The organism is Pelomicrobium sp. P1 (genome assembly GCF_052805615.1).
Window position 1 is genome coordinate 34,791 of the sequence record NZ_JBRBEM010000010.1, and the last position, 24,345, is coordinate 59,135.

24 protein-coding genes are annotated in these 24,345 nt (G+C 67.0%); 11 read left to right on the plus strand and 13 right to left on the minus strand.

Features of this window, described 5'->3' with window-relative positions; translation table 11 throughout:
* The first annotated feature begins 58 nt into the window (after nt 1-58).
* Nucleotides 59-1,015 carry an L-histidine N(alpha)-methyltransferase gene (gene egtD / locus ACUVYZ_RS10950; protein WP_439934492.1) on the plus strand — a complete coding sequence of 319 codons (957 nt, stop codon included), beginning with the start codon at nt 59-61 and terminating at the stop codon, nt 1,013-1,015.
* Here egtD and ACUVYZ_RS10955 read toward each other — a convergent pair whose 3' ends face one another.
* Entirely contained in the window at nt 1,016-1,753 is a 738-nt protein-coding gene (locus ACUVYZ_RS10955) for an IclR family transcriptional regulator (RefSeq protein ID WP_439934589.1), read from the minus strand.
* A 182-nt stretch (nt 1,754-1,935) separates the two neighbouring features.
* Between ACUVYZ_RS10955 and ACUVYZ_RS10960 the strand changes: the two genes are divergently transcribed.
* From ACUVYZ_RS10960 to ACUVYZ_RS10975, 4 genes are read left to right on the plus strand one after another with little or no spacing between them, the layout of a single operon-like run.
* Complete coding sequence (locus ACUVYZ_RS10960) at nt 1,936-2,670, plus strand: (Fe-S)-binding protein (protein WP_439934493.1); 735 nt, start codon at nt 1,936-1,938, stop codon at nt 2,668-2,670.
* A gap of 15 nt (nt 2,671-2,685) precedes the next feature.
* On the plus strand, nt 2,686-4,092 hold the full coding sequence (locus tag ACUVYZ_RS10965) for a LutB/LldF family L-lactate oxidation iron-sulfur protein (RefSeq protein WP_439934494.1): 1,407 nt from the start codon (nt 2,686-2,688) through the stop codon (nt 4,090-4,092).
* Nucleotides 4,089-5,621, plus strand: coding sequence for a CoA-acylating methylmalonate-semialdehyde dehydrogenase (locus tag ACUVYZ_RS10970; RefSeq protein ID WP_439934495.1), 1,533 nt, complete (start codon nt 4,089-4,091; stop codon nt 5,619-5,621). Before ACUVYZ_RS10965 ends, ACUVYZ_RS10970 begins: the two co-directional genes overlap by 4 nt.
* Complete coding sequence (locus ACUVYZ_RS10975; RefSeq protein WP_439934496.1) at nt 5,618-6,268, plus strand: LutC/YkgG family protein; 651 nt, start codon at nt 5,618-5,620, stop codon at nt 6,266-6,268. Before ACUVYZ_RS10970 ends, ACUVYZ_RS10975 begins: the two co-directional genes overlap by 4 nt.
* Before the next feature lie 15 nt (nt 6,269-6,283).
* On the opposite strand, the gene ACUVYZ_RS10980 is transcribed toward ACUVYZ_RS10975, so the two are convergent.
* The 6 genes from ACUVYZ_RS10980 to ACUVYZ_RS11005 are packed head-to-tail and all read right to left on the minus strand — an operon-like array spanning nt 6,284 to nt 12,275.
* Complete coding sequence (locus ACUVYZ_RS10980; protein ID WP_439934497.1) at nt 6,284-6,622, minus strand: Na+/H+ antiporter subunit G; 339 nt, start codon at nt 6,620-6,622, stop codon at nt 6,284-6,286.
* A 23-nt stretch (nt 6,623-6,645) separates the two neighbouring features.
* Nucleotides 6,646-6,915, minus strand: coding sequence for a K+/H+ antiporter subunit F (locus ACUVYZ_RS10985; RefSeq protein ID WP_439934498.1), 270 nt, complete (start codon nt 6,913-6,915; stop codon nt 6,646-6,648).
* Complete coding sequence (locus ACUVYZ_RS10990) at nt 6,912-7,406, minus strand: Na+/H+ antiporter subunit E (RefSeq protein WP_439934499.1); 495 nt, start codon at nt 7,404-7,406, stop codon at nt 6,912-6,914. Before ACUVYZ_RS10990 ends, ACUVYZ_RS10985 begins: the two co-directional genes overlap by 4 nt.
* Nucleotides 7,403-8,959, minus strand: a complete 1,557-nt coding sequence (locus ACUVYZ_RS10995) for a monovalent cation/H+ antiporter subunit D (RefSeq protein ID WP_439934500.1) — start codon at nt 8,957-8,959, stop codon at nt 7,403-7,405. The genes ACUVYZ_RS10990 and ACUVYZ_RS10995 overlap by 4 nt, the downstream gene beginning before the upstream one ends.
* Entirely contained in the window at nt 8,956-9,291 is a 336-nt protein-coding gene (locus ACUVYZ_RS11000; protein WP_439934590.1) for a Na+/H+ antiporter subunit C, read from the minus strand. The genes ACUVYZ_RS10995 and ACUVYZ_RS11000 overlap by 4 nt, the downstream gene beginning before the upstream one ends.
* Entirely contained in the window at nt 9,291-12,275 is a 2,985-nt protein-coding gene (locus tag ACUVYZ_RS11005) for a monovalent cation/H+ antiporter subunit A (RefSeq protein WP_439934501.1), read from the minus strand. The genes ACUVYZ_RS11000 and ACUVYZ_RS11005 overlap by 1 nt, the downstream gene beginning before the upstream one ends.
* A gap of 256 nt (nt 12,276-12,531) precedes the next feature.
* Here ACUVYZ_RS11005 and ACUVYZ_RS11010 point away from each other — a divergent pair, with 256 nt between their 5' ends.
* From ACUVYZ_RS11010 to ACUVYZ_RS11035, 6 genes are all read left to right on the plus strand, one after another.
* On the plus strand, nt 12,532-13,944 hold the full coding sequence (locus ACUVYZ_RS11010) for a cation:proton antiporter (RefSeq protein ID WP_439934502.1): 1,413 nt from the start codon (nt 12,532-12,534) through the stop codon (nt 13,942-13,944).
* Nucleotides 13,945-14,163: 219 nt separating this feature from the next.
* Complete coding sequence (locus ACUVYZ_RS11015) at nt 14,164-15,336, plus strand: TRAP transporter substrate-binding protein (RefSeq protein WP_439934503.1); 1,173 nt, start codon at nt 14,164-14,166, stop codon at nt 15,334-15,336.
* A 92-nt stretch (nt 15,337-15,428) separates the two neighbouring features.
* A complete protein-coding gene (locus tag ACUVYZ_RS11020; RefSeq protein ID WP_439934504.1) occupies nt 15,429-16,037 on the plus strand; it encodes a TRAP transporter small permease subunit in 609 nt (202 codons plus the stop codon).
* On the plus strand, nt 16,034-17,383 hold the full coding sequence (locus ACUVYZ_RS11025; protein WP_439934505.1) for a TRAP transporter large permease: 1,350 nt from the start codon (nt 16,034-16,036) through the stop codon (nt 17,381-17,383). The genes ACUVYZ_RS11020 and ACUVYZ_RS11025 overlap by 4 nt, the downstream gene beginning before the upstream one ends.
* Before the next feature lie 19 nt (nt 17,384-17,402).
* Nucleotides 17,403-18,758 (plus strand): amidase, encoded by a 1,356-nt coding sequence (locus ACUVYZ_RS11030; RefSeq protein ID WP_439934506.1) that lies wholly within the window; start codon nt 17,403-17,405, stop codon nt 18,756-18,758.
* A gap of 20 nt (nt 18,759-18,778) precedes the next feature.
* Nucleotides 18,779-18,946, plus strand: coding sequence for a hypothetical protein (locus tag ACUVYZ_RS11035; RefSeq protein ID WP_439934507.1), 168 nt, complete (start codon nt 18,779-18,781; stop codon nt 18,944-18,946).
* Nucleotides 18,947-18,979: 33 nt separating this feature from the next.
* Here ACUVYZ_RS11035 and ACUVYZ_RS11040 read toward each other — a convergent pair whose 3' ends face one another.
* The 6 genes from ACUVYZ_RS11040 to ACUVYZ_RS11065 all read right to left on the minus strand — a co-directional run bounded on the left by ACUVYZ_RS11040 (nt 18,980) and on the right by ACUVYZ_RS11065 (nt 24,324).
* The gene (locus tag ACUVYZ_RS11040; RefSeq protein ID WP_439934508.1) at nt 18,980-19,822 is read right to left on the minus strand and encodes an isocitrate lyase/PEP mutase family protein; all 843 of its coding nucleotides are present in this window, start codon (nt 19,820-19,822) and stop codon (nt 18,980-18,982) included.
* Between the two features lie 13 nt (nt 19,823-19,835).
* Nucleotides 19,836-20,147: a DUF6455 family protein gene (locus ACUVYZ_RS11045; protein ID WP_439934509.1), complete on the minus strand. Its 312-nt coding sequence runs from the start codon at nt 20,145-20,147 to the stop codon at nt 19,836-19,838.
* Nucleotides 20,148-20,241: 94 nt separating this feature from the next.
* Complete coding sequence (locus tag ACUVYZ_RS11050; RefSeq protein ID WP_439934510.1) at nt 20,242-21,594, minus strand: FAD-dependent oxidoreductase; 1,353 nt, start codon at nt 21,592-21,594, stop codon at nt 20,242-20,244.
* Between the two features lie 13 nt (nt 21,595-21,607).
* On the minus strand, nt 21,608-22,513 hold the full coding sequence (locus ACUVYZ_RS11055) for a phytanoyl-CoA dioxygenase family protein (protein ID WP_439934511.1): 906 nt from the start codon (nt 22,511-22,513) through the stop codon (nt 21,608-21,610).
* A gap of 24 nt (nt 22,514-22,537) precedes the next feature.
* Nucleotides 22,538-23,857 (minus strand): TRAP transporter large permease, encoded by a 1,320-nt coding sequence (locus ACUVYZ_RS11060; RefSeq protein WP_439934591.1) that lies wholly within the window; start codon nt 23,855-23,857, stop codon nt 22,538-22,540.
* On the minus strand, nt 23,857-24,324 hold the full coding sequence (locus tag ACUVYZ_RS11065) for a TRAP transporter small permease subunit (protein ID WP_439934512.1): 468 nt from the start codon (nt 24,322-24,324) through the stop codon (nt 23,857-23,859). Before ACUVYZ_RS11065 ends, ACUVYZ_RS11060 begins: the two co-directional genes overlap by 1 nt.
* Between the last annotated feature and the right edge of the window lie 21 nt (nt 24,325-24,345).

A 24,345-nucleotide genomic window follows, 5' to 3' on the forward strand; every position in this document is an offset into this window, starting at 1 on the left:
CGAGCGTTCCGCTCCCGATCCCCCTTCGACCCCTGCGGGGATCCAGGCACCACGGTCCGTGGCACCCAGGGCGAGGCTGCACGCCCGCACCCCCGTCGCCGACCGGTTCCGGGAGGACGTGCTGGCGGGCCTCGCCGCTCGCCCGAAGCGGATACCGCCGAAATACTTCTACGACGAGCGGGGCAGCCGGCTGTTCGAGGCCATCTGCGAGCTGCCCGAATATCCCATCGCCCGGACCGAGACGGCCCTCATGGAGCAGCACCGGGACGAGATGGCGGCCTGCCTGGGGGCGGGGGTCTGGCTCATCGAATACGGCAGCGGCAACAGCCGCAAATCGCGCCTCCTCCTCGAGGCGCTGCGGCCGGCGGTGTACATGCCCGTCGACATTTCCCTGGAAATGCTGGAGCGCACGGCCCGCGGGCTCGCCCTGGACTATCCGTGGCTGCACATCGAGGCGGTGTGGGCCGATTACGCCGAAGTCTGGGAGCTTCCCCAGGCGGCGCCCCACACGCGCCGCATCGCCTACTTTCCCGGCTCCAGCATCGGCAATTTCGACCCGGAGGACGCGGGGCGCTTTCTGGCGCGGACCGCCCGCCAGGTGGGCGCGGGCGGCGGGCTGCTGATCGGTATCGACCTCAAGCGGGGAGTGGACCGGTTGACCCGGGCCTACGACGATGCGGGCGGCGTGACCGCCCGGTTCAACCTCAACCTGCTCCTGCGCATCAACCGGGAGCTGGGAGGGAACTTCGTCCCCGAGCGTTTCCGCCACCTAGCCTTCTACAACGAGGCGCTCGGCCGGATCGAAATGCACCTGCAAAGCACGGTCTACCAGCAGGTCACGGTCGCCGGGCGGCGCTTTTCCTTTTTCGCGGGAGAGGCGATGCACACCGAGAACTCCTACAAGTACTCGGTGGAGGATTTCGAGGCGCTGGCCCAGGGCGCCGGATTCAGGCTGAAGCGGGGCTGGATCGGGGGAGAGGAGCCCTTCGCCGTGCTCTATCTGGAGGCGACCTGATCAACGCCGCAGCGCCCGCACCGGCCGGTAACCGATGGCGTGGGAGATGTCGTCGGCCACCTCCTTGACCAGGGGGCCCCAGGCCTTGTTCAGGCGTTCCGAGGGCGCGGAGATGGAAAGCCCCGCCACGAGGCGCCCCTCGTCGTCGCGGATGCCGGCGCCGACGCAGGAGACGCCCCGCTCCGCTTCCTCGTTGTCGAAGGCGTAGCCCTGCCGGCGCACCCGTTCCAGCTCCTGGGTGAGCTTGGGCAGGGTATTGAGGGTGTTACGGGTGAAGGTGGGCAGGCCAGTGCGCTGGGCGTATTCCCGGACCTTTTCCGGCCCGTCTTCCACGAGAAACAGCTTCCCCACGGCCGTGATGTGGAGCGGCGCCCGGGCGCCGATCAGATGCACCACCCGCATGGCCGAGCGGCTCGACACCAGGCGCTCCACGTAGACCATCTCGTCCCCCTGGCGGATGGAGAGGTTCACCGTCTCGTGGATCTTCTCGTGCAGCTTCTGCATGAAGGGCAGGGCCTCGTCCCGGATGTTGATCCGACTCTTGACCAGGTTTCCCAGCTCCAGCAGATGGATGCCGAGGCGATAGGTGCCGGGCTCGATGCGGTCCACCAGGCGGTGCTCCACCATGACGCCCAGGATCCGGTGGGCGGTGGAAGGATGGAGGCTGGTCTTGACGGCGAGCTGCTTCAGGTTCAGCGGCTCGGGGCTTTCGGCCAGTGCGTCCAGCAGCGCCATCATGCGCTCCAGCACCTGGATGGAGGATTTGGTCCCGTTTTCGGCCAAGAAAATATCTCCCGCGGTGCACAAAGACCGGCGAAATTTTACATTATGAAATTTCCGGCGGCAACGGGCCCGGGCGGGGAAAGGTGGTGTGCTATGATCACGCGACCTTTTTCTGCCCCTTTTGCTTCCCAAGCGCCGTGCGCGTCGGGCTTTTCGTCACCTGTCTCGTCGATCTGTTGCGCCCCCGCATCGGGTTTGCGGCGCTCAAGCTCTTAGAGGCTGCGGGCTGCCAGGTGATAGTGCCGGCCACTCAGACCTGTTGCGGCCAGCCGGGCTATAACAGCGGGGAACGCCTCGGCGCCCAGGGGCTGGCGTTGAAGCTCGTGGAAGAATTCGCGGACTGCGACTACGTGGTGGTGCCTTCGGGCTCCTGCGCCGGGATGATTCGGGCCCATTACCCGGAGCTGCTCCAGGAATTTCCTGCGCGCCGGGAGGCAGTGGAGCGGCTTTGCGCCAAGACCTATGAACTCGCCGATTTCCTGGTGCGGGTGGCGAAGCTGGAAGCGGTACCCGGCCGCTTCGCCGGCACCGTCACCTATCACGACGCCTGCGCGGGCCTGAGGGAGCTGGGGGTGAAACGCCAGCCCCGGGAGCTGCTGGCGAAGGTGCCGGGGCTTTCCCTGGTGGAACTACCCGGCGCCGAGCAGTGCTGCGGCTTCGGGGGCACCTTCGCTGTGAAGTTCGGCGAGATCTCCACCCGCATCGTGGACCGCAAGTGCCAGGCCATCGAGGCCACGGGGGCCGACGCGGTGGTGCTGGGGGATCTGGGCTGTATGCTCAACATCGAAGGCCGGCTGCGCCGCCGGGGCGATCGCCGCACCCGGGTGCTGCACGTGGCGGAGGTGTTGGCGGGCGTCGACGGAGAGCTGTAAGGGAGCAGGGGCCCCATGCAAGCGACCTCCATGTACTTCAAGGCCCGGGCCCGGGAAAAGCTGCGGGACGAGCGGCTGCAGCAGGCGCTCGCCAGGCTGCAGACCAACTTCGTCGACGCCCGCGCCCGGGCGATCGCGGAACTGCCCGACTTCGAGGGGTTCCGGGAGGCGGCGGCCCAGATCCGGGAGCGCGCCCTGGCCGACCTGGACCTCTATCTGGAGGAGTTCGAGAAAAACGCCACCGCCCGGGGCGCGGAGGTGCACTGGGCGGCGACCCACCAGGAGGCGGCGCGCATCGTGTGCGAGATCGCCCGCCGCCACGGGGTACGCAAGGCGGTCAAGTCCAAGTCCATGGTGTCGGAGGAGTGCGATCTTAACGCGGCGCTGGAGGCGGCCGGCGTGGAAGTGGTGGAGACCGACCTGGGGGAATATATCCTGCAACTCGCCCACGAGCCTCCATCCCACATCGTGGCGCCGGTGGTGCACAAGAACAAGGACGAGATCGCGACTCTCTTCGAGCACCAACACCGGCGGCCGCGCCAGAGCGAGATCGAGGCCCTGTGCCGGGAAGCCCGGGAGGTGCTGCGGCCCCATTTCCTCACGGCGGACATGGGGATCTCGGGGGCCAACTTCCTCTGCGCCGAGACCGGCTCTACCCTGATCGTCACCAACGAGGGCAACGGCCGCATGGTGACGACGCTTCCCCGGGTGCACGTGGCGATCACCGGGATCGAAAAGGTGGTGCCGACGCTGGAGGATCTCGCCACCCTGCTGCGGCTTTTGCCCCGCTCCGCCACCGGGCAGTCCATCACCAATTACGTCACCCTGTCCACCGGCGTGAAGGGTGAAGGCGACCTGGACGGGCCGGAGCACTTCCACATCGTGCTGGTGGACGCGGGCCGCACCGCCCTCCTGGGCACGGCACTGCAGCCCATGCTCCGCTGCATCCGCTGCGGCGCCTGCATGAACCACTGTCCGGTCTACCAGAGCGTGGGCGGCCACGCCTACGGCTGGGTGTATCCTGGCCCCATGGGCTCGGTGCTCACCCCGGCCTACGTGGGGCTGGAGAACGCCCTGGACCTGCCCCATGCGGCCACCCTATGCAACCAGTGCGGGGTCGTCTGCCCGGTGAAAATTCCGCTTCCCGAGCTTATGCGCAAGCTGCGGGAAAAGCAGATGGAGCGGGGCCTGCGGCCCTGGCCCGAGCGGTCGGCGCTGCGGGCGTGGGCCTGGCTGGCGCAGCGGCCCCGGGCTTACGCCTGGGCGACGCGCCTCGGCGCCCGGCTGCTCAAGCGCATGGCCGGCGAAGAGGGGCTGTTGCATCGGCTGCCCTTCGGCGGCGGCTGGACCGACGGACGGGATTTTCCGGCGCCCGCGGGCAAAACTTTTCGCGAACTTTATCGGAGCCGAGGTGGATCATGAGCACTGCAACGTCTAGAGCGGCGAGGGAGCGGGAACCGGCGGTCGTCCCCCTGTGGATCGGCGGCCAGCGGGTGGAACCCTGCACCGAGCGCTCCGGCGAGGTCACCAATCCCGCCACCGGCGCGGTGATCCGGCGTGTGCCCCTCTGCGGGGCCGAGGACGTGGAACGGGCGGTAGCCGCGGCCCGCGCGGCCTTTCCCGGGTGGCGCGGCACCACGCCGTTGAGGCGCGCCCGGATCCTCACCCGCTTTCGCGAGCTCATGGAGGCGCACCGGGATGAGCTCACACGCCTCGTCACCGAAGAGCACGGCAAGACCCTGGCGGACGCGGCGGGGTCGGTGCAACGGGGGATCGAGGTGATCGAGTTCGCGGCCGGCGCGCCCCACCTCCTCAAGGGCGAGCACGCGGAGGACGTGGGCCGGGGCGTGGACTGCCACTCCCTGCTCCAGCCGCTCGGGGTCTGCGCCGGCATCACGCCCTTCAACTTCCCCGTCATGGTGCCCCTGTGGATGTTCCCGGTGGCCGTTGCCTGCGGCAACACCTTCGTGCTGAAGCCCTCCGAGAAGGTTCCCTCGGCCTCCCTGCGCATGGCGGAGCTCTTCAAGGAGGCGGGGCTGCCCGACGGCGTGTTCAATGTGATCCACGGCGATAAGGCTGCGGTGGACTCCCTGCTCGCCCACCCGGACGTCAAGGCGCTCTCCTTCGTGGGCTCTACTCCCATCGCTCGCTACGTCTATGAAACCGGCGCGCGCCACGGCAAGCGGGTGCAGGCGCTGGGCGGCGCCAAGAACCACGCCGTGGTATTGCCCGATGCCGATCTCGACTTCGCGGCGGAGGCTCTGGCAGGTGCCGCCTACGGGTCGGCTGGGGAGCGCTGCATGGCCATCTCGGCGGTGGTGGCGGTGGGGGAGGCGGCCGATCCCTTAGTGGAAAAGCTCGCCGCCCGGGCGCGCGGCCTCAAGGTCGGCCCGGGAGCCGAGCCTGGGGTGGAGATGGGGCCCCTCATCTCCCGCGCCCACCGGGACCGGGTGAAGGGTTACGTGGACCAGGGCGAGGCGGCCGGTGCCCGGCTGGTGGTGGACGGCCGGGGGCTGCAGGTTCCCGGTCACGAGAACGGCTTCTTCCTCGGCCCCACCCTGTTCGATCGCGTTACCCCCGAGATGTCCATCTACCGGGACGAGATTTTCGGGCCGGTGCTGGTGGTGCTGCGGGCGCGAGACTTCGACGAAGCCCTGGATCTCGTGAACCGCAACCCCTACGGCAACGGTACCGCCCTCTTCACTCGCTCCGGGGCCGCGGCGCGGCGCTTCCAGAATGAGGTGGAGGCGGGCATGGTGGGTGTGAACGTGCCCATCCCGGTGCCCATGGCCTTCTTCTCCTTCGGCGGCTGGAAGCAGTCGCTGTTCGGCGACCTCCATGTCCACGGCATAGAAGGGGTGTACTTCTACACCCGCACCAAGGTGGTGACCACCCGCTGGTCCGAGACGGACCTGCCGGGCAAAGGCCTGTCGATGCCGACGCTGGGATGAATTCCAGGGAAGAAATTCTGAGCCGCATCCGCAAGGCCCTGCGGCGCTCGAGCGGCGGCGCGCCCCTGGAGGTGCGCGAAGCGGTGCGCCACACCCTCGAGGCCCACATGCCCGGCCCGCGCCCCCCGTTCGACGGGCAGCACATCGAACGCTTCCGGGAGCGGGCCCTCGCCATGGCCTGCACCGTGGCGCGGGTCGATGCCCAGGAAAACGTGCCGGCCGCCGTCGCCGCCTACCTGTCCGAGCGGGGGCTGCCCCTCAAGGCCGTGGTGTGGCCGGAGCTGGCTGGCTGGGGCTGGGAGTCGGCGGGCATCTTGGCCGAGAGTCGGCACCCCGTGGGGGAGGACCGGGTGGGCATCACCGGCGCTTTCTGCGCCGTCGCGGAGACCGGCACCCTGGTAATGCTCTCGGGACCGGCCACGCCACCCGCGGTGAGCCTGGTGCCGGAAACCCATGTAGCCGTGGTGCCAGTCGAGCGCATCGTGGAGGCGCTGGAGGATGCCTGGGCGCTCCTGCGGGCCGAGCGGGGAAAGCCGCCCCGTGCCGTCAACCTGATCTCGGGCCCCTCCCGCACGGCCGACATCGAGCAGACGGTTACCCTGGGCGCCCATGGGCCGTCCCGGGTGCACGTCATCCTGATGGGCTGAAGGGGCGAAGCCGCATCAACCCCGCACCGATTCTTGCCGGATCTCGTCGGGCGGCGTGAGGGAGGAATCGACCCCCCGCCTGGCGCCCGCCCGGGCCATGAGGTGGGCAGAAACCGGCGCCGTCACAAACAGAAACAGGGTGATCAGCAGCTCGTGCAGGCTCAGCCCGGGGCCCGCGAAGCTGAAATGGAGCATGGACGCGATCAGCACGCCGCCCACTCCCAGGGTGGTGGCCTTGGTGGGCCCATGTAGACGCATGTAGAAGTCGGGCAGGCGGGCCAGTCCGATGGATCCCGTGAGCCCGAAGAAGGCGCCCGCCAGGATGAACAGGGAAACGATGGCCTCGGCGATCATGATTTGCAACCTCCTTGCTCCGGTTATTCGATCACCGGGCCTTGGGCCAGATACTTGGCCAGGGCCACGGTGCTCACGAAACCTACCGCCGCGATCAGCAGGGCCGCCTCGAAATACACCGTCGTATCCTGGGCGATTCCGAGCAGCATGATGATGGCGATAGCGTTGATGTAAAGGGTGTCCAGGGCGAGCACCCGGTCGATGGCGTCCGGGCCCCGCGCGAGGCGCCACAGGCATAGCAGAAAAGCGGCGGAAAATGCGCCCAGCGCGACGGTGACGGCGGCGGTCATCATTCGAACAGCTCCTTCAGCGGCTCCTCGTAGCGGCGTTTGATTTCGGCGACGGCGCCTTCGGGATCCTCCACGTTCAAGGCGTGGATCCACAGGGTGCGGCCGTCGGGCGACAGATCCACCGATACCGTTCCGGGCGTCATGGTGATCATGCCGGCGAGCACGGCGATGGCGTACGGATTGGTGAGGGAAAGCGGCAGGGCCAGAAAGCTCGGTTTGACCCGCAACTCCGGTGCCAGGATGATGCGCGCCATCGCCACGTTGGCCATCACGATGTCCCATAAGAAGTGCAGAAACAACTTCAGTGCCATTCCCAGGTGGATGGATTGCAGCCGCTCCGGGAAGAGCCCGGCGGTGAGTCGGGGGATGGCGATGCCCAGGAGCGCGGCGAGGAGCAAATGGGCCGGCGCCACGGAATTGGCGAGCAACAGCCACACCAGAGCCACAGCCAGGGAGAGTAGGGGATGGGGCAGAAGCCGGGATAGCGCCCTCATCGGGTGGTCTCCTCGGATGGTGCGCCCGGCAGACCGCGCTGGGGCAGGGCGGGATGGCCAAGCACGGTGGCGGCATAGCGTTCTGCGTTGAAAAGCTCCCGCGCGGTTTGATCGGTGAAGGCTTTGAACGGCGCGGCGAGGATCACCAGCCCGGCGAGCGCCGCCACCAGGGCGAGCAGGGGAGCCGCCTGGGCCGGGGAAGTGGCTTGCGAGGCGGGCGGCGGCTCCCGGGAGATGTCCCAGAAGAGGCGACTGCCGGCCCGGGCTACGGCGAAGATGGCGAGGAGTCCGGTGACCAGGAGCACTCCCCAGACCGGAAGCGCAGCGTCCGCCTTCCGGGCGCTTTCCAGGATCATCACCTTCCCTAGGAAGCCGGAGAACGGGGGCAGCCCCACTGCGGTGGCGGCGAGAAACGCGTACGTCCCGGACAGCAGGAGAGGCCGGCCGAGCCGGGGCCCGCGCTGAAAGCGGTCGGCGGCGAAACCACGCTCCACCGCCACCCGCTCCCAGAGGAGGAACAGGCCGGCGGTCACCAAGGTACTGTGCACCAGATAGAACAAAGCGCTCGACAGGGCTTGGGGGGTGAACAGGCCGACGGCGGCGAGCAGTGTGCCCACCGACGAGAGGGTGAGATAGGCCGCGAGGCGTCCCAGGTCGGTCGCCGCCAGGGCCCCCAGGGTGCCGAGGCCCAGGGTGATGAGTCCCGCCGGCAGGACCCAGGGTGCGGCCAAGCCGCCCGTCCCCTGTTCGCCGAAGACCAGGACGAACACCCGCAGGATCGCGTACACCCCCACTTTGGTCATGAGGGCGAAGAGGGCCGCCACCGGGGCTGCCGCCGCGGTGTAACTGATGGGAAGCCAGAAGTACAGGGGAAAAAGCGCCGCTTTCACGGCGAAGACCGCGAGCAGCAGGAGCCCCGCCACCTGGGCGAGCAGCGCCGCTTCCCCCTCCAGCCTTCCCACCGCGCGGGCCAGGTCTGCCATGTTGAGGGTCCCGGCCGCGCCGTAGAGCAGGGCGACTCCAATGAGGAACAGGGCTGAAGCCGTGAGGTTTACCGCCACGTAGTGAATGCCTGCCCGCGCCCGTCTGGTACCGCCGCCGTGCACCAGAAGCCCGTAGGAGGCGATCAGCAGCACTTCGAAGAAGACGAACAGGTTGAACAGATCCCCAGTTAGGAAGGCGCCGTTCAACCCCATGAGCTGGAACTGGAACAGGGCATGGAAATAGCGTTTTCCCGCGGGGCCCGCAGCATCCCAGCCGGTCATCGCGTAGGCGAGGCAGCCGAGCGCCACGCTCGCGGTGAGGGTGAGCATCAGGACGCTCAACCGGTCCAGCACTAGTACGATGCCGTAGGGCGCCGGCCAATTGCCCAGCAGATAGACGCGTGGGAAATCGTCCAGGGACGCGGCGAGCCCTACGCAAACGGCGGCGAGGGCCGCCGCGGCGGTTCCCGAGATCCAGCGCTGCACCGGCATGGGCCGGCCGGCGGCGAGGAGCAACACGGCGGCCGCGAGGGCGGGCAGGACGACGGGGACGATGATCCAGTGGTTCATCGGTCGTCCGCGGGCGCGCCGTCCACATGATCGGTGCCGCTCGCCCATCGGCTCCAGACGGCCAATACCGCCAGAAAGGCGGTCATGCCGAAGCTGATCACGATAGCAGTGAGCACCAGGGCCTGGGGCAGAGGATCGGCGTATTCGGAGACCCCTTCCACGATGCGCGGGGGTGCCGCGAGCCTGAGCCGTCCCATGGCAAAGATGAAGAAGTTGACCGCGTAGGAGAGGAGAGTGAGTCCCAAGAGCACGGGGAAGGTGCGGGCACGCAGCAGGAGGAACACGCCTCCCGCCGTGAGGGCGCCGATGCCGATGGCCACCAGCGCTTCCATCACGGGGCTCTTGATGCGGCCGACGGCGGCACGCGGGCCAGCCGGGTGAGGTAGACCAGGGTGGCGCCCACCACTGTCAAGTACACGCCCAGGTCGAAGATCACGGCGCTCGCCAGCTCTAGGTCGCCGAGCACTGGCAAGTGCAAGTGTCCGTAGGTGCTGGTGAGGAAGGGATAGCTGAGAAAGAAGCTTCCCAGGCCCGCGGCCCCGGCGACGAGCACGCCCCAGCCGATGATGGGCCGCGGGGCGAGCTTGAGCCGCTGCTGCGCCCAGGCGAGGCCGCTCGCCATGTATTGGATCACCAGGGCGATGGCGGTCACCAGCCCCGCGATGAAGCCGCCGCCGGGGTCGTTGTGGCCCCGCAGGAACAGGTAGACCGCCACCAGCAGCGCGAGGGGCAGAATCACCCGGGCCGCGACGGTGAGGATGAGGGACCCTCCTTCCGTGGGACGATTCCCCTCGACCGGGGTTTCCGCGTCACCCGCCGGGGCGTCGAACCCGGTGGGTGAGGGGTGCTGCTGGGCTTGCGTTTCCGAAGAAGCCCCTGCGCCGCGCTCCAGCGCGCCCGCGGACGGCGGAGCAGTGCCTGCCCCCGAAGGGGGTAGGTGCGACCCGGGAGCGGGCGGTGGCGCGCTGGACGCCGCCGGTGAGGGGTGCTGCTGGGCTTGCGTTTCCGAAGAAGCCCCTGCGCCGCGCTCCAGCGCGCCCGCCATGGCGAGCACGCCGATCGCGGCGATGGCCAGCACGATGATCTCCCCGAAGGTATCGAAGCCGCGGAAGTCCACCAGGATCACGTTGACCACGTTGGCGCCCCCGCCGCCGGGCACCGACTGCTCCAGGAAGAAGGGCGAGATGCTGGAGAGCGGCCGGTTCATGACGCCGTAGGCCAGCAAGCCGACCCCAAGGCCGGCGAGGACAGAGAGAAGCGCGTCCCTCGCCCGCCGCAGGGACGAGCTTTCCCGGGGGGAGCGCTCTGGCAGGCGCCGCAGGGCTAGGAGCAGCAGAATGATGGACACCACTTCCACCGAAAGCTGGGTGAGGGCCAGGTCGGGAGCGGAAAAGCGGAGAAAGGCGAGGGAGACGATCAATCCTGCCACGCCGACGAACAGGGCCGAAAGCAAGTGGTCATGGCGGTAGATCACGCTGCCCGCGACCGCCACCAGCAGGGCGGCGAGGACCACCACGCTCACCCCGTCCGCGGGCGTCGAGGACGGGACGAGGGGCAGCGCCGACTCGGTGAGGGGAGCGGCGGCCACGATCAGGGCGGTGGCGAGCAGGAGCGCCAGGGAGCGCTGCAGGGAGCCGTTGTCGAGCCGCGCCGTCGCCCACGCGGCGGCCCGGGTCACCAGGATGGCGCTCTCGTCGAATAGGCGCTTGGCGGTGCGGCGGGAGGGGATGTGGGCATGCAGGCGGAACTTGCGCTGCAACCAGAAGTACAGAGCTACGCCGCCTCCCAGCGCCGCGAGGCTCATGGCGAGGGGCAGGTTGAAGCCGTGCCAGATGGCCAGGCTGTACTCGGGGGGCGGCGCGCCGAGGACGCTCGCCGAGGCGAGGTGCAGCAAGGGACCGACGGTCACGGCGGGAAAGAGGCCCACCACCACGCAGGTGACCACCAGGATCTCCACCGGCACCTTCATCCAGCGGGGCGGCTCATGGGGCTCCCTCGCCAGATCCCGGGCCTCTCCGTGGAAGAAGACGTCGTGGATGAAGCGCAGGGAATAGGCCACGGAGAACATGCCGGCCGCCGCGGCCAGCAACGGTTCGATCCATCCGAGCAGCCGGCCTTGCAGCGCCTCGGCGAAAAACATCTCCTTGGACAGGAACCCGTTGAGCAGGGGCACCCCCGCCATGGCGGCGGCGGCCACCATGGCGAGCGCCGCCGTGTGGGGCATGTCCTTCCATAAGCCCGCCAGCCGCCGCATGTCCCGGGTGCCGGTTTCGTGGTCGATGATGCCGGCGGCCATGAAGAGGGAGGCCTTGAAGGTGGCGTGGTTCAGGATGTGGAACACACCGGCCACCACCGCCAGCGGCGAGCCCAGGCCCAGCAGCAGGGTGATCAGGCCCAGGTGGCTCACGGTGGAATAGGCGAGGAGCCCCTTCAGGTCGTGCTTGAACATGGCCATGTAGGCGCCGAACACCAGGGTCACCAGGCCAGTGGCCGTGACCAGGTAGAACCACGCCTCGGTGCCGGCGAGCACCGGGTGCAGCCGCGCCATGAGGAAGATGCCGGCCTTCACCATGGTGGCGGAATGCAGGTAAGCCGACACGGGGGTGGGCGCCGCCATGGCGTGGGGCAACCAGAAATGGAACGGGAACTGGGCCGACTTGGTGAAGGCGCCCAGGAGCGTGAGCACCACGATGAGCGGGTAGAAGGGGCTCTCCAGGACCGCTTCCCGGGAAGCGAGGATGTCGCTCAACTCGAAGCTGCCCGCCGCCTGGGCGAGGAGCAAAAGCCCGGCGAGCAGGGCAAGTCCCCCGCCCCCGGTCACCGACAGGGCGGTGATGGCGCCGGAACGGGACTCGTAGTGGTGGTGATGGAAAGCGATGAGCAGGAAAGAGCTCAGGCTGGTGAGTTCCCAGAACACCAGCATGAGCAGCACGTTCTCCGAGAGCACGATGCCGATCATGGCCGCCATGAACAGCATGAGGTAGCAGAAAAAGCGGCCATAATTGTCCGCGGGGGACAGGTAATAGCGGGCGTAGAGGATGATCAGCAGCCCGATGGCGAGGATCAGGAAGGCGAAGAGGAACGCCAGGCCGTCGATGCGGAAAGTCAGGTTGAGCCCCAGCGCCGGCAGCCATTGCCAGCCGGCGCGCAGGACCTCGCCCTGAAACGCGCGCGGGGAAAGCCATAGCAGCCAGCCCAAGGCCGCCGCCACCGGCAGCGCCACGCCCAGGACGGTGGCGTTGCGCCCATGGCGGCCGAGCATGGGGGCGATACCCGCGGCTACCAGGGGCAACAGAACGAGGACGAGGATGCTCATGGCCTTTTTCTGCTTGTTGCGAGGGGAAGGGCTCTCGCGTAGAGCCGCCAGAAGAAAGAAAAGTTTCCCTGACGCGGCCAGGGCGATTTTATCCCAACGGGCGGATTCAGCGATTCCCCCGCTCGGGCCGGTCGCCGCTGCGTCGCCCGGGTGCAGGTTTGGCGCGGCCCGCAGCGGGAGGCTACAATGAGCGCCCGCGCGCTGTCACCGCATGACCGGGCGACAACGATCACAATCAGAGGAGGGGGACGTCACCGTGCCAGCACCGGGTACACTCAACGCTGTCCGGCTTGCGCTGGGCTGCGGCGTCCTGGCCACCGCCGTGTGGTCCGTACAGGCCGCCGCCGCCGTCACGGCTGAAGCCGAGCACACGGCCTGGGTCTTCCTGTGGATCGCCCTGATCCTGGCAGCGGCCAAGACGGCGAGCCTGGTGGAGCGCCTCGGCCAGCCGGCGGTGTTGGGGGAACTGCTGGTGGGCATCGCCCTGGGCAACCTGTTCTTGGTGGGCATCGACTGGTTCGAGCCCATCAAGACGGACGAGATCGTCAGGTTCCTGGCCGAGCTGGGCGTCGTCATCCTCCTCTTCCAGATCGGGCTCGAGTCCAGCGTGGACTCCATGCGCCGGGTGGGGGTGCGGGCGTTCCTGGTGGCCGTGGTGGGCGTGGCGCTGCCTTTCCTGCTAGGGACCTGGATCGTGGGGCCCGCGCTGCTGCCCGGCCTTTCCTTCAACGCCTACCTCTTTCTCGGCGCCACCCTCACTGCTACCTCCGTAGGCATTACCGGGCGGGTGTTCAAGGACATGGGAACGCTCCAGACGGCCGAGTCGCAAATCGTGCTGGGCGCGGCGGTGATCGACGACGTGCTCGGGCTGGTGATCTTGGCAGTGGTCTCCGCCATCGTGTCGGCGGGCACCGTGGACGCCCTCGGTGTGGCCTGGATCATCGCCAAGGCGGTCCTGTTCCTGGTGGCGGCCCTCGCGCTGGGGCAGACGTTCGCCCCGCGCATCAGCCGGTTCTTCAGCCGCATCCACACGGGCGTCGGCATGAAGTTCATGCTGGTCATCGGCACCTGCCTGGTGTTCGCCTTCCTGGCCCAGCAGATCGGCCTGGCGCCCATCGTGGGGGCGTTTGCGGCGGGCCTGATCCTGGACGAGGTGCAGTTCCGGGACTTCGAGTCCCCCGAGTTCATCACCGACGTGTCGCGCGCCATCCAGGACATGGAACCCCCCGTGCGCCAGCGACTGGAAAAAGTGATCGCCCATCACCAGCAGCGCGGCCTGGAGGAGCTGATCAACCCGCTGGGGCATTTCCTGGTGCCGTTCTTTTTCGTGATCACCGGCATGGGCGTGCGCCTGGACGCCCTTTTCAACCTGCACGCGCTCCTGATCGCGGTGGGCATCACCGCGGCCGCCGTGATCGGCAAGGTGGCGGCCGGCGTGGTGGCGGGGAGGGTGAACAAGTGGCTGGTGGGCTGGGGCATGGTGCCGCGGGGGGAGGTGGGCCTGATTTTCGCCGTGGTGGGCAAGGGGCTGGGCGTGGTCAGCGACGAGGTGTTTTCCATCATCGTCATCATGGTGATGCTCACCACCCTTATGACGCCGCCCATTCTGGCGTTCTTGATCCGGCGCCGGGGCGGGGGGCGGCGTCTTGAACCGGGGAACCCTCCCTGAGGCGGCCCTAAGGCACTGGTCAAAAAACATCTTTCGAAGGTATGATAGCGGTTACGTTGCGAGCGCCAGACCGGGTGGTCTAGCCGGGCGTGAAAACGAACGCTGCGACAGAACGGCAGGCACGGTGCGGTTCTTGTACGCCGCAGGCGCCGGTCTCTTCGGCTTGCAGCGCGGTTTGAGCTATACCGTCACTGCCTTAACAACAAATTGGAGGAAGCGATGAGTGAGGTAATCCGCAAATCCGGGATCGAACAACAACCGAGTTCCGCCAAGGAGGAGAAGGTCAAGACTTCCCGCCGCAAGTTCCTGAAAGGCGCCGCCGCGGCGTCCGCCGGCGCTGCCATCACCGGCTTTCCTATGTTCTCGGTCGCCCAGTCCCCTGTCGTCTTGAAGATGCAGGGCGCGTGGGGCGCCAAGGACGTCTTCAACGAGATGGCCGAGGAGTATGTCCAGAGGGTGAACGAGATGGCCGGGGGCCGGTTGCGTATCGATTATCTGGTGGCCGGCTCGGTGGTGAAGCCCTTCGAGGTCATGGACGCGGTGAGCAAGGGGGTGCTGGATGCCGGCCACCACGTTCCGGTGTACTGGTACGGCAAGAGCAAGGTGGCCTCCCTCTTCGGCTCGGGCCCGATTAACGGCTGCGACGCGGCCCAGACCCTCGCCTGGATCCACAAGGAGGGCTACCCCCTGTACCAGGAGCTGCTCAAGAAGCTGAACCTGGACGTGGTGGGCTTCTTCGCCATGCCCATGCCGACCCAGCCCTTGGGCTGGTTCAAGAAGCCGATCAAGTCGGCCGAGGAGTTGAAGGGCCTCAAATACCGCACCGTGGGGCTGGCGGCGGACCTGATGCAGGAACTGGGCGTAAAAGTCACACAGCTCCCGGGCGGCGAGATCGTGCCGGCCATGGAGCGGGGCGTGATCGAAGCATTCGAGTTCAACAACCCCACCTCCGACCTGCGCTTCGGCGCCCAGGACGTGGCGAAGAACTACATGATGGGCAGCTACCACCAGGCCATGGAGTTCTTCGAGATCGTCTTCAACCGCAAGAGGTACGAGGCTTTGCCGAAGGACTTGCAGGCGATCCTCAAGTACGCTGCAGAAGCCGCCAGCACCTCCAACTTCGCCCTGGCCATGGACCAGTACTCCAAGGACCTGCAGGAGCTGATCCAGAAGCACCGGGTCAACGTCATCCGCACGCCCCAGTCGATCTTCGAGGCCCAGCTCAAGGCCTGGGACGTCGTCACCAAGCGGCTGTCGGACGAAGACCCCATGTTCAAGAAGGTGGTAGATTCCCAGCGTGCCTGGGCCAAGCGGGTCGGCTACTACTGGTTCTTCAACAACGCCGACTACAAACTGGGCTACGAGCACATCTTCGGCAAGCTGCCGTTCTGAGCAAAGCGGCGGAGTCGAAGGTTTCGTGAGGGTAGACGGGGCGGCGCTCGGGCGCCGCCCCATTTCGTATCCGGTCTCTCCCGGGTGAACCCATGGTCCAACGTCTGCTGCACGCCATCGATCAGTTGAGCCGGTCGGTGGGCCACGCCTTCGCGTGGTGCATCCTGATCCTCACTTTGGGCACGACTTACGAAGTGTTTGTGCGATACGTGCTCCGAGACCCCACCAGCTGGGCCTTCGACTTCAGCTACATCCTGTACGGGGGGCTATTCATCATGTCGGGCGCGTACGCTCTGTCGCGCAACGCCCACGTGCGGGCCGACATGTTCTACCGGCTGTGGCCGATCCGGGTGCAGGCCACCGTGGAGCTGGTGCTGTATTTTATCTTCTTCTTTCCGGGGGTGCTGGCGCTGGTCATCGCCGGCGGCGGTTACGCCCTGGAATCGATCCGCATCCGCGAGGTGAGCGTGAATAGCCCGGTGGGTGTTCCCATCTACCAGTTGAAGGCCCTCATCCCGGTGGCGGGCGCTCTCCTCGCCCTTCAAGGAGTGGCGGAAGTGATCCGCTGCATCATCGCCTTCCGTACCGGGCGCTGGCCCCAGCGGCTGCACGACGTGGAGGAGATGGAAACGGCGATCCTCGCCCAGCAGCAGGAGAGGGCGCGGGCGCAGGCCCAGGCGCACCAGGGAGCGAGCCGATGACCAACCCGGAAATCGCCCTCCTCATGCTGGGGGCGTTCATCTTCATCATCATGCTGGGTTTTCCCATCGCCTTCACCCTCATGGCGATGGGCGTGGGCTTCGGCTATTACGCCTACTACGTGCCGGACCAGGCCTTTTTCGACAACCGGGTGTTCTACCTGCTTTCCCAGAACACCTTCAGCATCATGAACAACGACGTGCTGGTGGCGGTGCCCCTGTTCCTGTTCATGGGTTATCTGATTGAGCGCTCCAATATCCTCGACCGCTTGTTCTACAGCCTGCAGGTGAGCCTGCGCTGGATGCCGGCGCCCATGGCGGTGGCGGCGCTGGTGACCTGCGCCCTGTTCGCCACCGCCACCGGCATCGTGGGCGCGGTGGTGACCTTGATGGGGCTGCTGGCCTTTCCCGCCATGATCAAGGCGGGCTACGACCAGAAGCTCTCGGCCGGGGTGATCTGCGCTGGCGGCACGCTGGGGATTCTGATCCCGCCCTCCATCATGCTGATAGTCTACGGCGCCACCTCGGCGGTGTCGGTGGTCAAGCTCTACGCCGCGGCGCTGTTCCCGGGATTCCTGCTGGCGGGCCTGTACGTGATCTACGTGCTGATTCGGGCCGTCCTCAACCCGAGGCTGGCGCCCAAGCTGCCCAAGGAGGAGACCCAGGTTCCTTTCCTCAAGATCGTGTGGCTGCTGCTCACGGCGTTCTTCCCCCTGGCGATCCTGATCCTCGCCGTGCTCGGTTCCATCCTGTTCGGCCTCGCCACACCCAACGAGGCGGCGGCGGTGGGCGCCTTCGGCGCCATCGTGTTGGCCGCCGGCTACCGGGCCCTCACCTGGGAGCGGCTGAAGGAGGCGGTGTTCCTCACCGCCCGCACCTCCGCCATGGTGTGCTGGCTGTTCGTCGGCTCCTGGACCTTCTCGTCGGTGTTCTCCTACCTGGGGGGCGAGGGATTGATCAAGGAGTTCGTGCTGGGCCTGGATCTCAACCCCGTGACCTTCCTGATCCTGTCCCAGTTCATCATCTTCCTGCTGGGCTGGCCCCTGGAATGGAGCGAGATCATCATCATCTTCGTGCCCATCTTCCTGCCCCTGCTGCCCCACTTCAACATCGACCCCATGTTCTTCGGCATCCTGGTGGCCCTGAACCTGCAGACTTCTTTCCTCACGCCGCCCATGGCCATGTCCGCCTACTATCTGAAGGGCGTCGCCCCGCCCCACGTCCAGCTCACCACGATTTTCCGGGGCTGCATGCCGTTTCTGGGCATGGTGTTCATCGCCATGATCATAGTCTACGTTTTCCCGGGTCTGGTGGCCTGGCTGCCGGACCGGCTCTATGGCGTCCGGTAACGGGAGGGGAACGACACCCATGGGCGGAATCGATCCAGGAACCGGGCTCCACCGGCTCGGCGTCTTCCAGGCGGCCGAGGCCCTCCGGGAAGGGCGCTTGAGCGCCGAGGAGCTGGTCAGCGCCTGCCTCGCCCGCATCGACGCGGTGGAGCCCCAAGTGCAGGCCTGGGTATACCTGGACCGGGAGTGGGCGCTGGAATCGGCACGGCGCGCCGACGAGGCCCGAAAGCGCGGCGAGCCCTTGGGGCGGCTCCACGGCGTACCCGTGGGTCTCAAGGACATCATCGACTGTCGCGGCATGCCGACCGAAGACGGCACGCCCCTTCATGCTGGGCGGGTAGCCCTGTTCGACGCTGCCCTGGTGCGCGCCCTCAAGGCGGCCGGCGCGGTCATCCTGGGCAAGACCGTGACCACGGAGCTCGCCACCTATACCCCGGGCAAGACGCGCCATCCCCAGGACCCCGGTCGCTCCCCGGGGGGTTCCTCCAGCGGCTCGGCGGCGGCTGTGGCAGCGTTCATGGTGCCGGGGGCGGTGGGCACCCAGACCAACGGCTCGGTGATCCGGCCGGCGGCGTACTGCGGCGTTTACGGCTTCAAGCCGAGCTTCGGCTTGATCCCTCGCAGCGGCGTGCTGCAGCAGTCCCGGCCCCTGGACCAGATCGGCGTCTTCGGCCGCAGCTTGGAGGACGTGGCGCTGCTCGCCGAAGCGCTGGTGGGATACGACGAGGAGGATCCCGATACGGTGCCGAGGCCCGTTCCGCCCCTGGTCAAGCTGTGCGGCGAGGAGCCGCCCCTGCCGCCCAAGATCGCCTTCGTGAAGACGCCCTTCTGGGAACTGGCCGAGGCCGAGACGCGGGAAGCGTTCGCCGAGCTGGTGGAGCACTTGGGGGAGGACGTGGAGGAATTCAAATTGCCCGAGCTGTTCGCCGAGGCGTGGGACTGGCATCGCACCCTCATGGAAGCGGACATCGCCAAGAGCTTCCAGCGGGAGTACGAGCAGGGGCGGGACCAGTTGAGCGAGTCGCTACGGGGACAGATCGAGCGCGGGCGCCGGGTGCTGGCGGTGGACTACAACCTGGCGCTGGAGCGGCGGCGGGCGGTGCGCAAGGGCCTGGACGAGCTCTTCGCCCAGCGCTACAGCGCCATTCTCACACCCGCCACCACCGGCACCGCGCCGCCCCCGGAAACCACGGGGGACCCGGTGTTCTGCACCTTATGGACCTACTGCGGCATGCCGGCGCTGAGCCTTCCCCTGATGCAGGGGGCCGACGGCCTGCCCCTCGGGGTGCAACTGGTGGGTCAGTACGGGGACGACGCCCGGCTGTTGCGCACCGCCCGCTGGCTGGAGCGGCGGGTGAACGAGGCCGGCGAGTGAACCGGGAAGGAGAGGACCGAATGGGAACGAAGCTAGTGACCGGGCTGATCGGGATGATCCTGATGCTGGCCTTCGTCTCGGTGGTGGCGTTCAAGATCCGGGAGCTTCCCCTCGTCATTGTGATCCTGATCGGCGCGGCGCTGATGGTGTGGGAGTTCCTCGAAACCCTCAAGCAGAAGGAAGAGTGACCGGGGCGCACCGGCAGGGATGCGGGCAGGGGATCAACGCCCGCGGCGCTCGAACAGGGCATTCGCTTCCAGATAGGGGATCGCTCCCTGGTGGAGCGCCTGGTACGTGCCCTCGCCGAACAGTTCCTCCGCGATCCGCCGCGCGAGCCCCATGGCCGCCCGCATGGGCCCCGACCCCAGGCTCACCCGCCGCACGCCCGCTTCCGCGAGCGCCGCGATGGGCGGGCAGCCCGGAGAAGCCAGCACGTTGAGGGGACCGGGGATTTCCTTGACCAGGGTGCGGATCGTGTCCGGTTCCACGGCGCCGGGGACGAACAGGCAATCGGCGCCCGCCTCCCGATAGGCGGTGGCCCGGGCGATGGCCAGGGGCAGCCGCTCCCGGGGCTCTCCCAGCTTGTGCCAGAACACGTCGGTGCGGGCGTTGATCACGAACGGCACGCCCGAGGCGTCGGCCGCCCGCCGGGCGGCGCGGATCTTTTCCACCTGGAGCGGTAGATCGAACAGGCGCCCGTCGAAAGCGGCGTCCTCCAGGTTGATGCCTACCGCGCCCGCCTGGATGACGGCTTGTACCGTTTCCGCCACCGCTTCGAGGGTGTCGCCATACCCAGATTCCATGTCGGCGCTCACGGGCACTTCCACGGCGCGGGCGATGCGCGCCACCGCCGCCAACATCTCTTCCCGAGAGACGCGCTCTCCGTCGGGACACCCCAGGCTAAAGGCTACTCCGGCGCTGGAAGTCCCCACTGCCACGCAGCCCGCCGCTTCGAACACCCGGGCGCTCGCCGCGTCCCAGGCGTTGGCCAGGATGAAGAGCCCTTCCCGGTGCAGGGCCTGGAAATGTCGCCCTCGAACGACTTGTCCTGGGTCGGGCGTCATTCTCGCCGCCGGTTCATCCTCGGGCGATGCGGCGGATCTGCCCGGCGTTGGGGCAGAAGGCGTCGAACCCGTCCCGCTGCCCCGCGTCGAGCCAGGCCTGGCATCGGCTGCCGTGGGGGCAGCGGACGCAGGTCCGCACCGCTTGGGAAACCTCCCACAGGGTTCCCGGCCGGCCCAGGGTGCTCAGGGCGACGCCCGAACGCTCCACCACGCGGGCGAAGCGTAGCCGCTCCCGGGGCGCCAGGCGGCGCCGGGCGGCCATGGCTAGCGCTGCTGCGAAGGTCGCTGCCAGGCAAAGGAGTCCGGTCGCGAGCGTGGTGTCCATGGCGTTTCTCCTATCGACATCTGATACATCAGTAATATATCAATCGCCATAGGGGGGGCTTTGATCCAGATCAAGGGTTGGGGGCCCTCGCGTTTCATTCGTTGAGGCGCGCACCGTCCCGATTGAGCCGGGCACGCACGTCCTCACCCAGGAGCTGGCGCGGTTCGCATCCGGTCTCGAGACACAGAGCTGCCGCGTGTCCTGCCGCCTGTCCATAGCTGAAGCACTGGGCGGTGACACGGGCCGAGGCCACCGCCTCGTGCTGGGCTGAAAGGCAGCGGCCGGCAACGAGTAGACCTTCTCCCTGCTGGGGCACTAGACATCCGTAAGGCACTTCGTAGAAGTCGTTGAGCAACCACTCAACCCGAGGTTTGTCGCCGCTATGCAGCTCGATGGGCCAGGGGGAGCGGGCAATGCCGTCACGGAACTTGCGGGCGCTTACTACGTCCTCGTTCGTGAGAAGCATCACGCCCCGGACCTGGCGAGTCTGGCGCACGCCTACCTGAACGCCGGTGTCGTTGACCCAGCTCGCTTCGCAGCCCGCCAGGTGGTCGCGGAAGAAGCGGGCATATTCCCGTACCTGCCGCCGCCCTTCCATCTCCGCCTCGGTGAAATCCGCGTAATACAACGTATTGAGCTCGCGCCCGTCGGCGCCGAGGACCCGGGTACAGTTGCACAATAGCTCTCCGGGACGGGGTGTGGTGAAAAGCCAGATCTTCGCTCTGGGCAGAAAGTAGCTGCGGCTGTGATGGCAGCGGATAAGCGCCGAGACCTGTTCGGGCATGATAGTGTCGGTGCCGTAGATACGCAGGAACTTTTCGGTGTCCACGCCACAGAGGCGGAAGATCATGGTGGGATTCTGTACCCGTCCTTCGTCGCCGACGAAAGAGGGAAATCCAGCCATGGCTACCACATCGGCGTCACCGCTCGCGTCGATGGTGAGGCGGGCGCGCACCATGACCGGTCCTTGCTTGGTGTAGAGGGCGAGGCCCTGGACCCGGTCGCCCTCCAGCAGCACGCCGGTGACAGTGCTGTGGTAGAGCACCTGCACCCCCGCTTCCCGCAGCACATGGTCGGCGGCCTCGCGCCATACCAGGGGGTCATGGACCCGGGTCCAGGTCTTGCCGTAGCGCACCGGCGGCGTCAGCCCGCCCCGCGCTTCCAGCAGTCGCACGAACTCATCTGCGAACCCGAATACCACCTGCTTCGGTGTTTTGCCCGGATCGCCGCTCGCCTCGTACAGCCCGCACACGGTGCCGGACATGCCAGCCACCGCGCCGCCGCCGCAGAAGCCATAACGCTCCACCAGGGTTACCCGTAAACCCTGGCGCGCCGTGGTGACCGCTGCAGCGACCCCTGCCGCCCCGCCGCCGGCGACGGCGACGTCGGTATCGATGCGGTATGCCGGACGCCGGTCCGCGGGGGCACCCAAGGCAGGATGGCTCACCTCTTCCTCCAGGCTACATCTGCGCCCGCTTTTGCGCCTCTGTCTGCTGCAGGGCGAAGATAGAGGTATAGCCGCCGGACCAGTCGGGGGGTACTAGGCAGGGGCGCGGGTCGTGGTGGGCCCACAAGGCCCGCTTGCCGCGGATGATGGCTTGGTCGTACTTGGAGCGGATCGGGTTCGCCGTGTAGGGGAACGCGTCGGCCGAGCTGTAGGTAAAGAGGAGCAGCGGCCGGCCCAGATCGGACAGATTCTTGGCTGAATAGTGGAGCGTGCGGCAGTTATGAATGGTGATTGAGCCGGCCGGTCCCGGCAGGAACACGGCTCGGGTGAGATCCAGCTTCGCGAGATCTTCCTCCGACAGACACCCGGTCCATTCTCCCCGCTTGTCGTATTGAGAAAAAAGGGGTTCGATCTTGTGGCTGCCCGGCAGCACCCCCAAGGGTGCTTGATCCATGCCGCAATCGTAAAGATAGGTGCCGACGGTCAAAGGCGAATAATTGGTGTGGGGCCAGAAGGAGATGTCGTAGTGCCACTTCACTTCTTCGCCCCCTTTGGCCCATTTGAAATTGAGCTTGGAGTGGTGGAACTTGACGTCGGGTCCCACCAGGTCGGCCACAATGTCCCCCAGCAAGGACTGGGAACAGTACTCCCAGAACACCGGATGCTGCTCCACCGGGTTCGACACCCGGCGCAGGCGCGGCGCCTCCGGCCGGTGGTCCGGCTCCAGGTCGTAGATGGAGTCCGACTTGGTGATGGAGCGGCTGCGCTCCACCAGCGCCTGGGTGGCAGCGCGCAGCCGCTCGAGCCAATCGTCCGGGATGATTCTTTCCAGCAACAGATAGCCGTGCTCGAAATAGAACTCCCGCTGCTCCTGGGTCAGCACGCGGGGAGGATGGGACAGGACTTGTTCCGGGGTCATGGCAGGATCTCCTTTATGCCGGCGCTAGCGGAAGCCGAGAACCTTCTCGGGCAGCCAGAGCACCGTCTGGGGAAAAGCGATCACGATAGCGAGGGTTGCGATTTGCAGCAGGATGAACGGGATAACGCCCTTATAGGCGTCCATCAGCGTAATGGAGGGGGGCGCGATCCCGCGCAGATAGAAAATGGCGGGCGCCAGCGGCGGCGTGAGGTAACTCGTCTGGATGATGATTAGGAACAGAATGCAGAACCACACCGGGTTGAACCCGGCGGCGTTCACCAGCGGCATGAAAATGGGGATAAAGATGAGCAGAATCGAAATCCAGTCGAGGACGAAGCCCGCCAGAAAACAGAGGGTGAGCAGCAACGCCAACAGCGCCCAGGGCCCGAGGTCGAGATGGGTCACCAACTGGTTGGTCAGGTTGATCCCGCCGGCGGCGAAGAAGACCCCGGTGAAGATGGTGCCGCCCAGCAGGATCGCCATGATCATGGAGGTGATGCGCAGGGTCTTGAGCACCGCGTCCTTGAGGGTGGGGAAACTAAACCTGCGGTAAAAAATGGTGAGCAGCACGGCGCCGAAGGCGCCAAGGGCCGCTGCCTCGGTGGGGGCCGCCCAGCCGAGCATGATGGAACCCAGCACGGCGAAGATCATGATGAGGGGCGGCACTAGGGCTCGCAGGGTGATCTTCAGTTTCTGCCCCAGATCGGGGTCGTCCGGCCCCGAGGGGATGCGCGGGCCGAAGTCCGGCCGCACCAGGCACACCAGGAAGATGAACAGCAGGTACAGCCCGGCCATGATGAGGCCGGGGAAGATCATGCCCATCAGCAGATCGCCCACCGACACGTTGGCCACCGGCCCCAGCACCACCACCACCACTGAAGGAGGGATGATGGTGCCCAGCGACCCGCCGGCGCAGATGGTGCCGCAGATCAGGGGCTTGTTGTAGGAGTATTTCAACATCGCCGGGATGGCGAGCAGGCCCACCACGGTTTCGGTGGCACCGATCACGCCGGTGGAGGCGGCGAAGATCACGCACATGGTGACCGTGCCCAGAGCCAGGCCGCCAGGCAGGCGCCGGGTCCACAGGTGCACCGCTTCGAACAACTGCTCGGCGATCCCGGAGCGCTCTAGCATGGTGCCCATGAACACGAATAGGGGCACCGCGGCCAGGACGAAGTTGGAGGCGATGTCCTCCACCTTTTCCATGAACTGGAAGATCACCGCGTCGTGGAACACCAGGTAGCCGAAGATCAACGCCGTGCCCATGAGGGCAAAGGCCACCTGCGCTCCCAGGAAGATGAGCACGAACATCGCCGCCAGCATGGCGAGGGGCAAGTACTCCATCACGCCTGCTCCTCCGGGAGTTTTTTGCCCGCGAGGACCATGAGGGCGCGGATGAGCTGGGCGATCGCCTGCAGCGACAGCAGGGCGAAGGCGGCGAAGAACACGGCCCGGTACGGCCAGATGGGAGGGTTGAATGCCGACATCCCCGAGCGCTCCTGGGTCTCGTAGGCTTTCAGCGCCTTCTCCCACAGGCTTGCGGAGAGCCACAGACACAGGGGCAACACCAGCACCACGTAGGTGAACGCGTCGATCAGCGCCCGGGCGCGCCGAGAGACGTGGCTATAGAACAGGTCCACCCGCACGTGCTCGTTCTCCCGCAAAGTGTAGGCCATGCCGATGAGGAAATGGGTGCCCATCACCATGTAGCCGATCTCGAACGCCCAGAGGGTGGGCTCGTTGAGCACGTATCGGGAGAAGACTTCGTAGCAACTCGCGGCGATGAGGGGAATTACGAGCCAGGCGGCCACGGCGCCGCTCGAGCCGCTCAC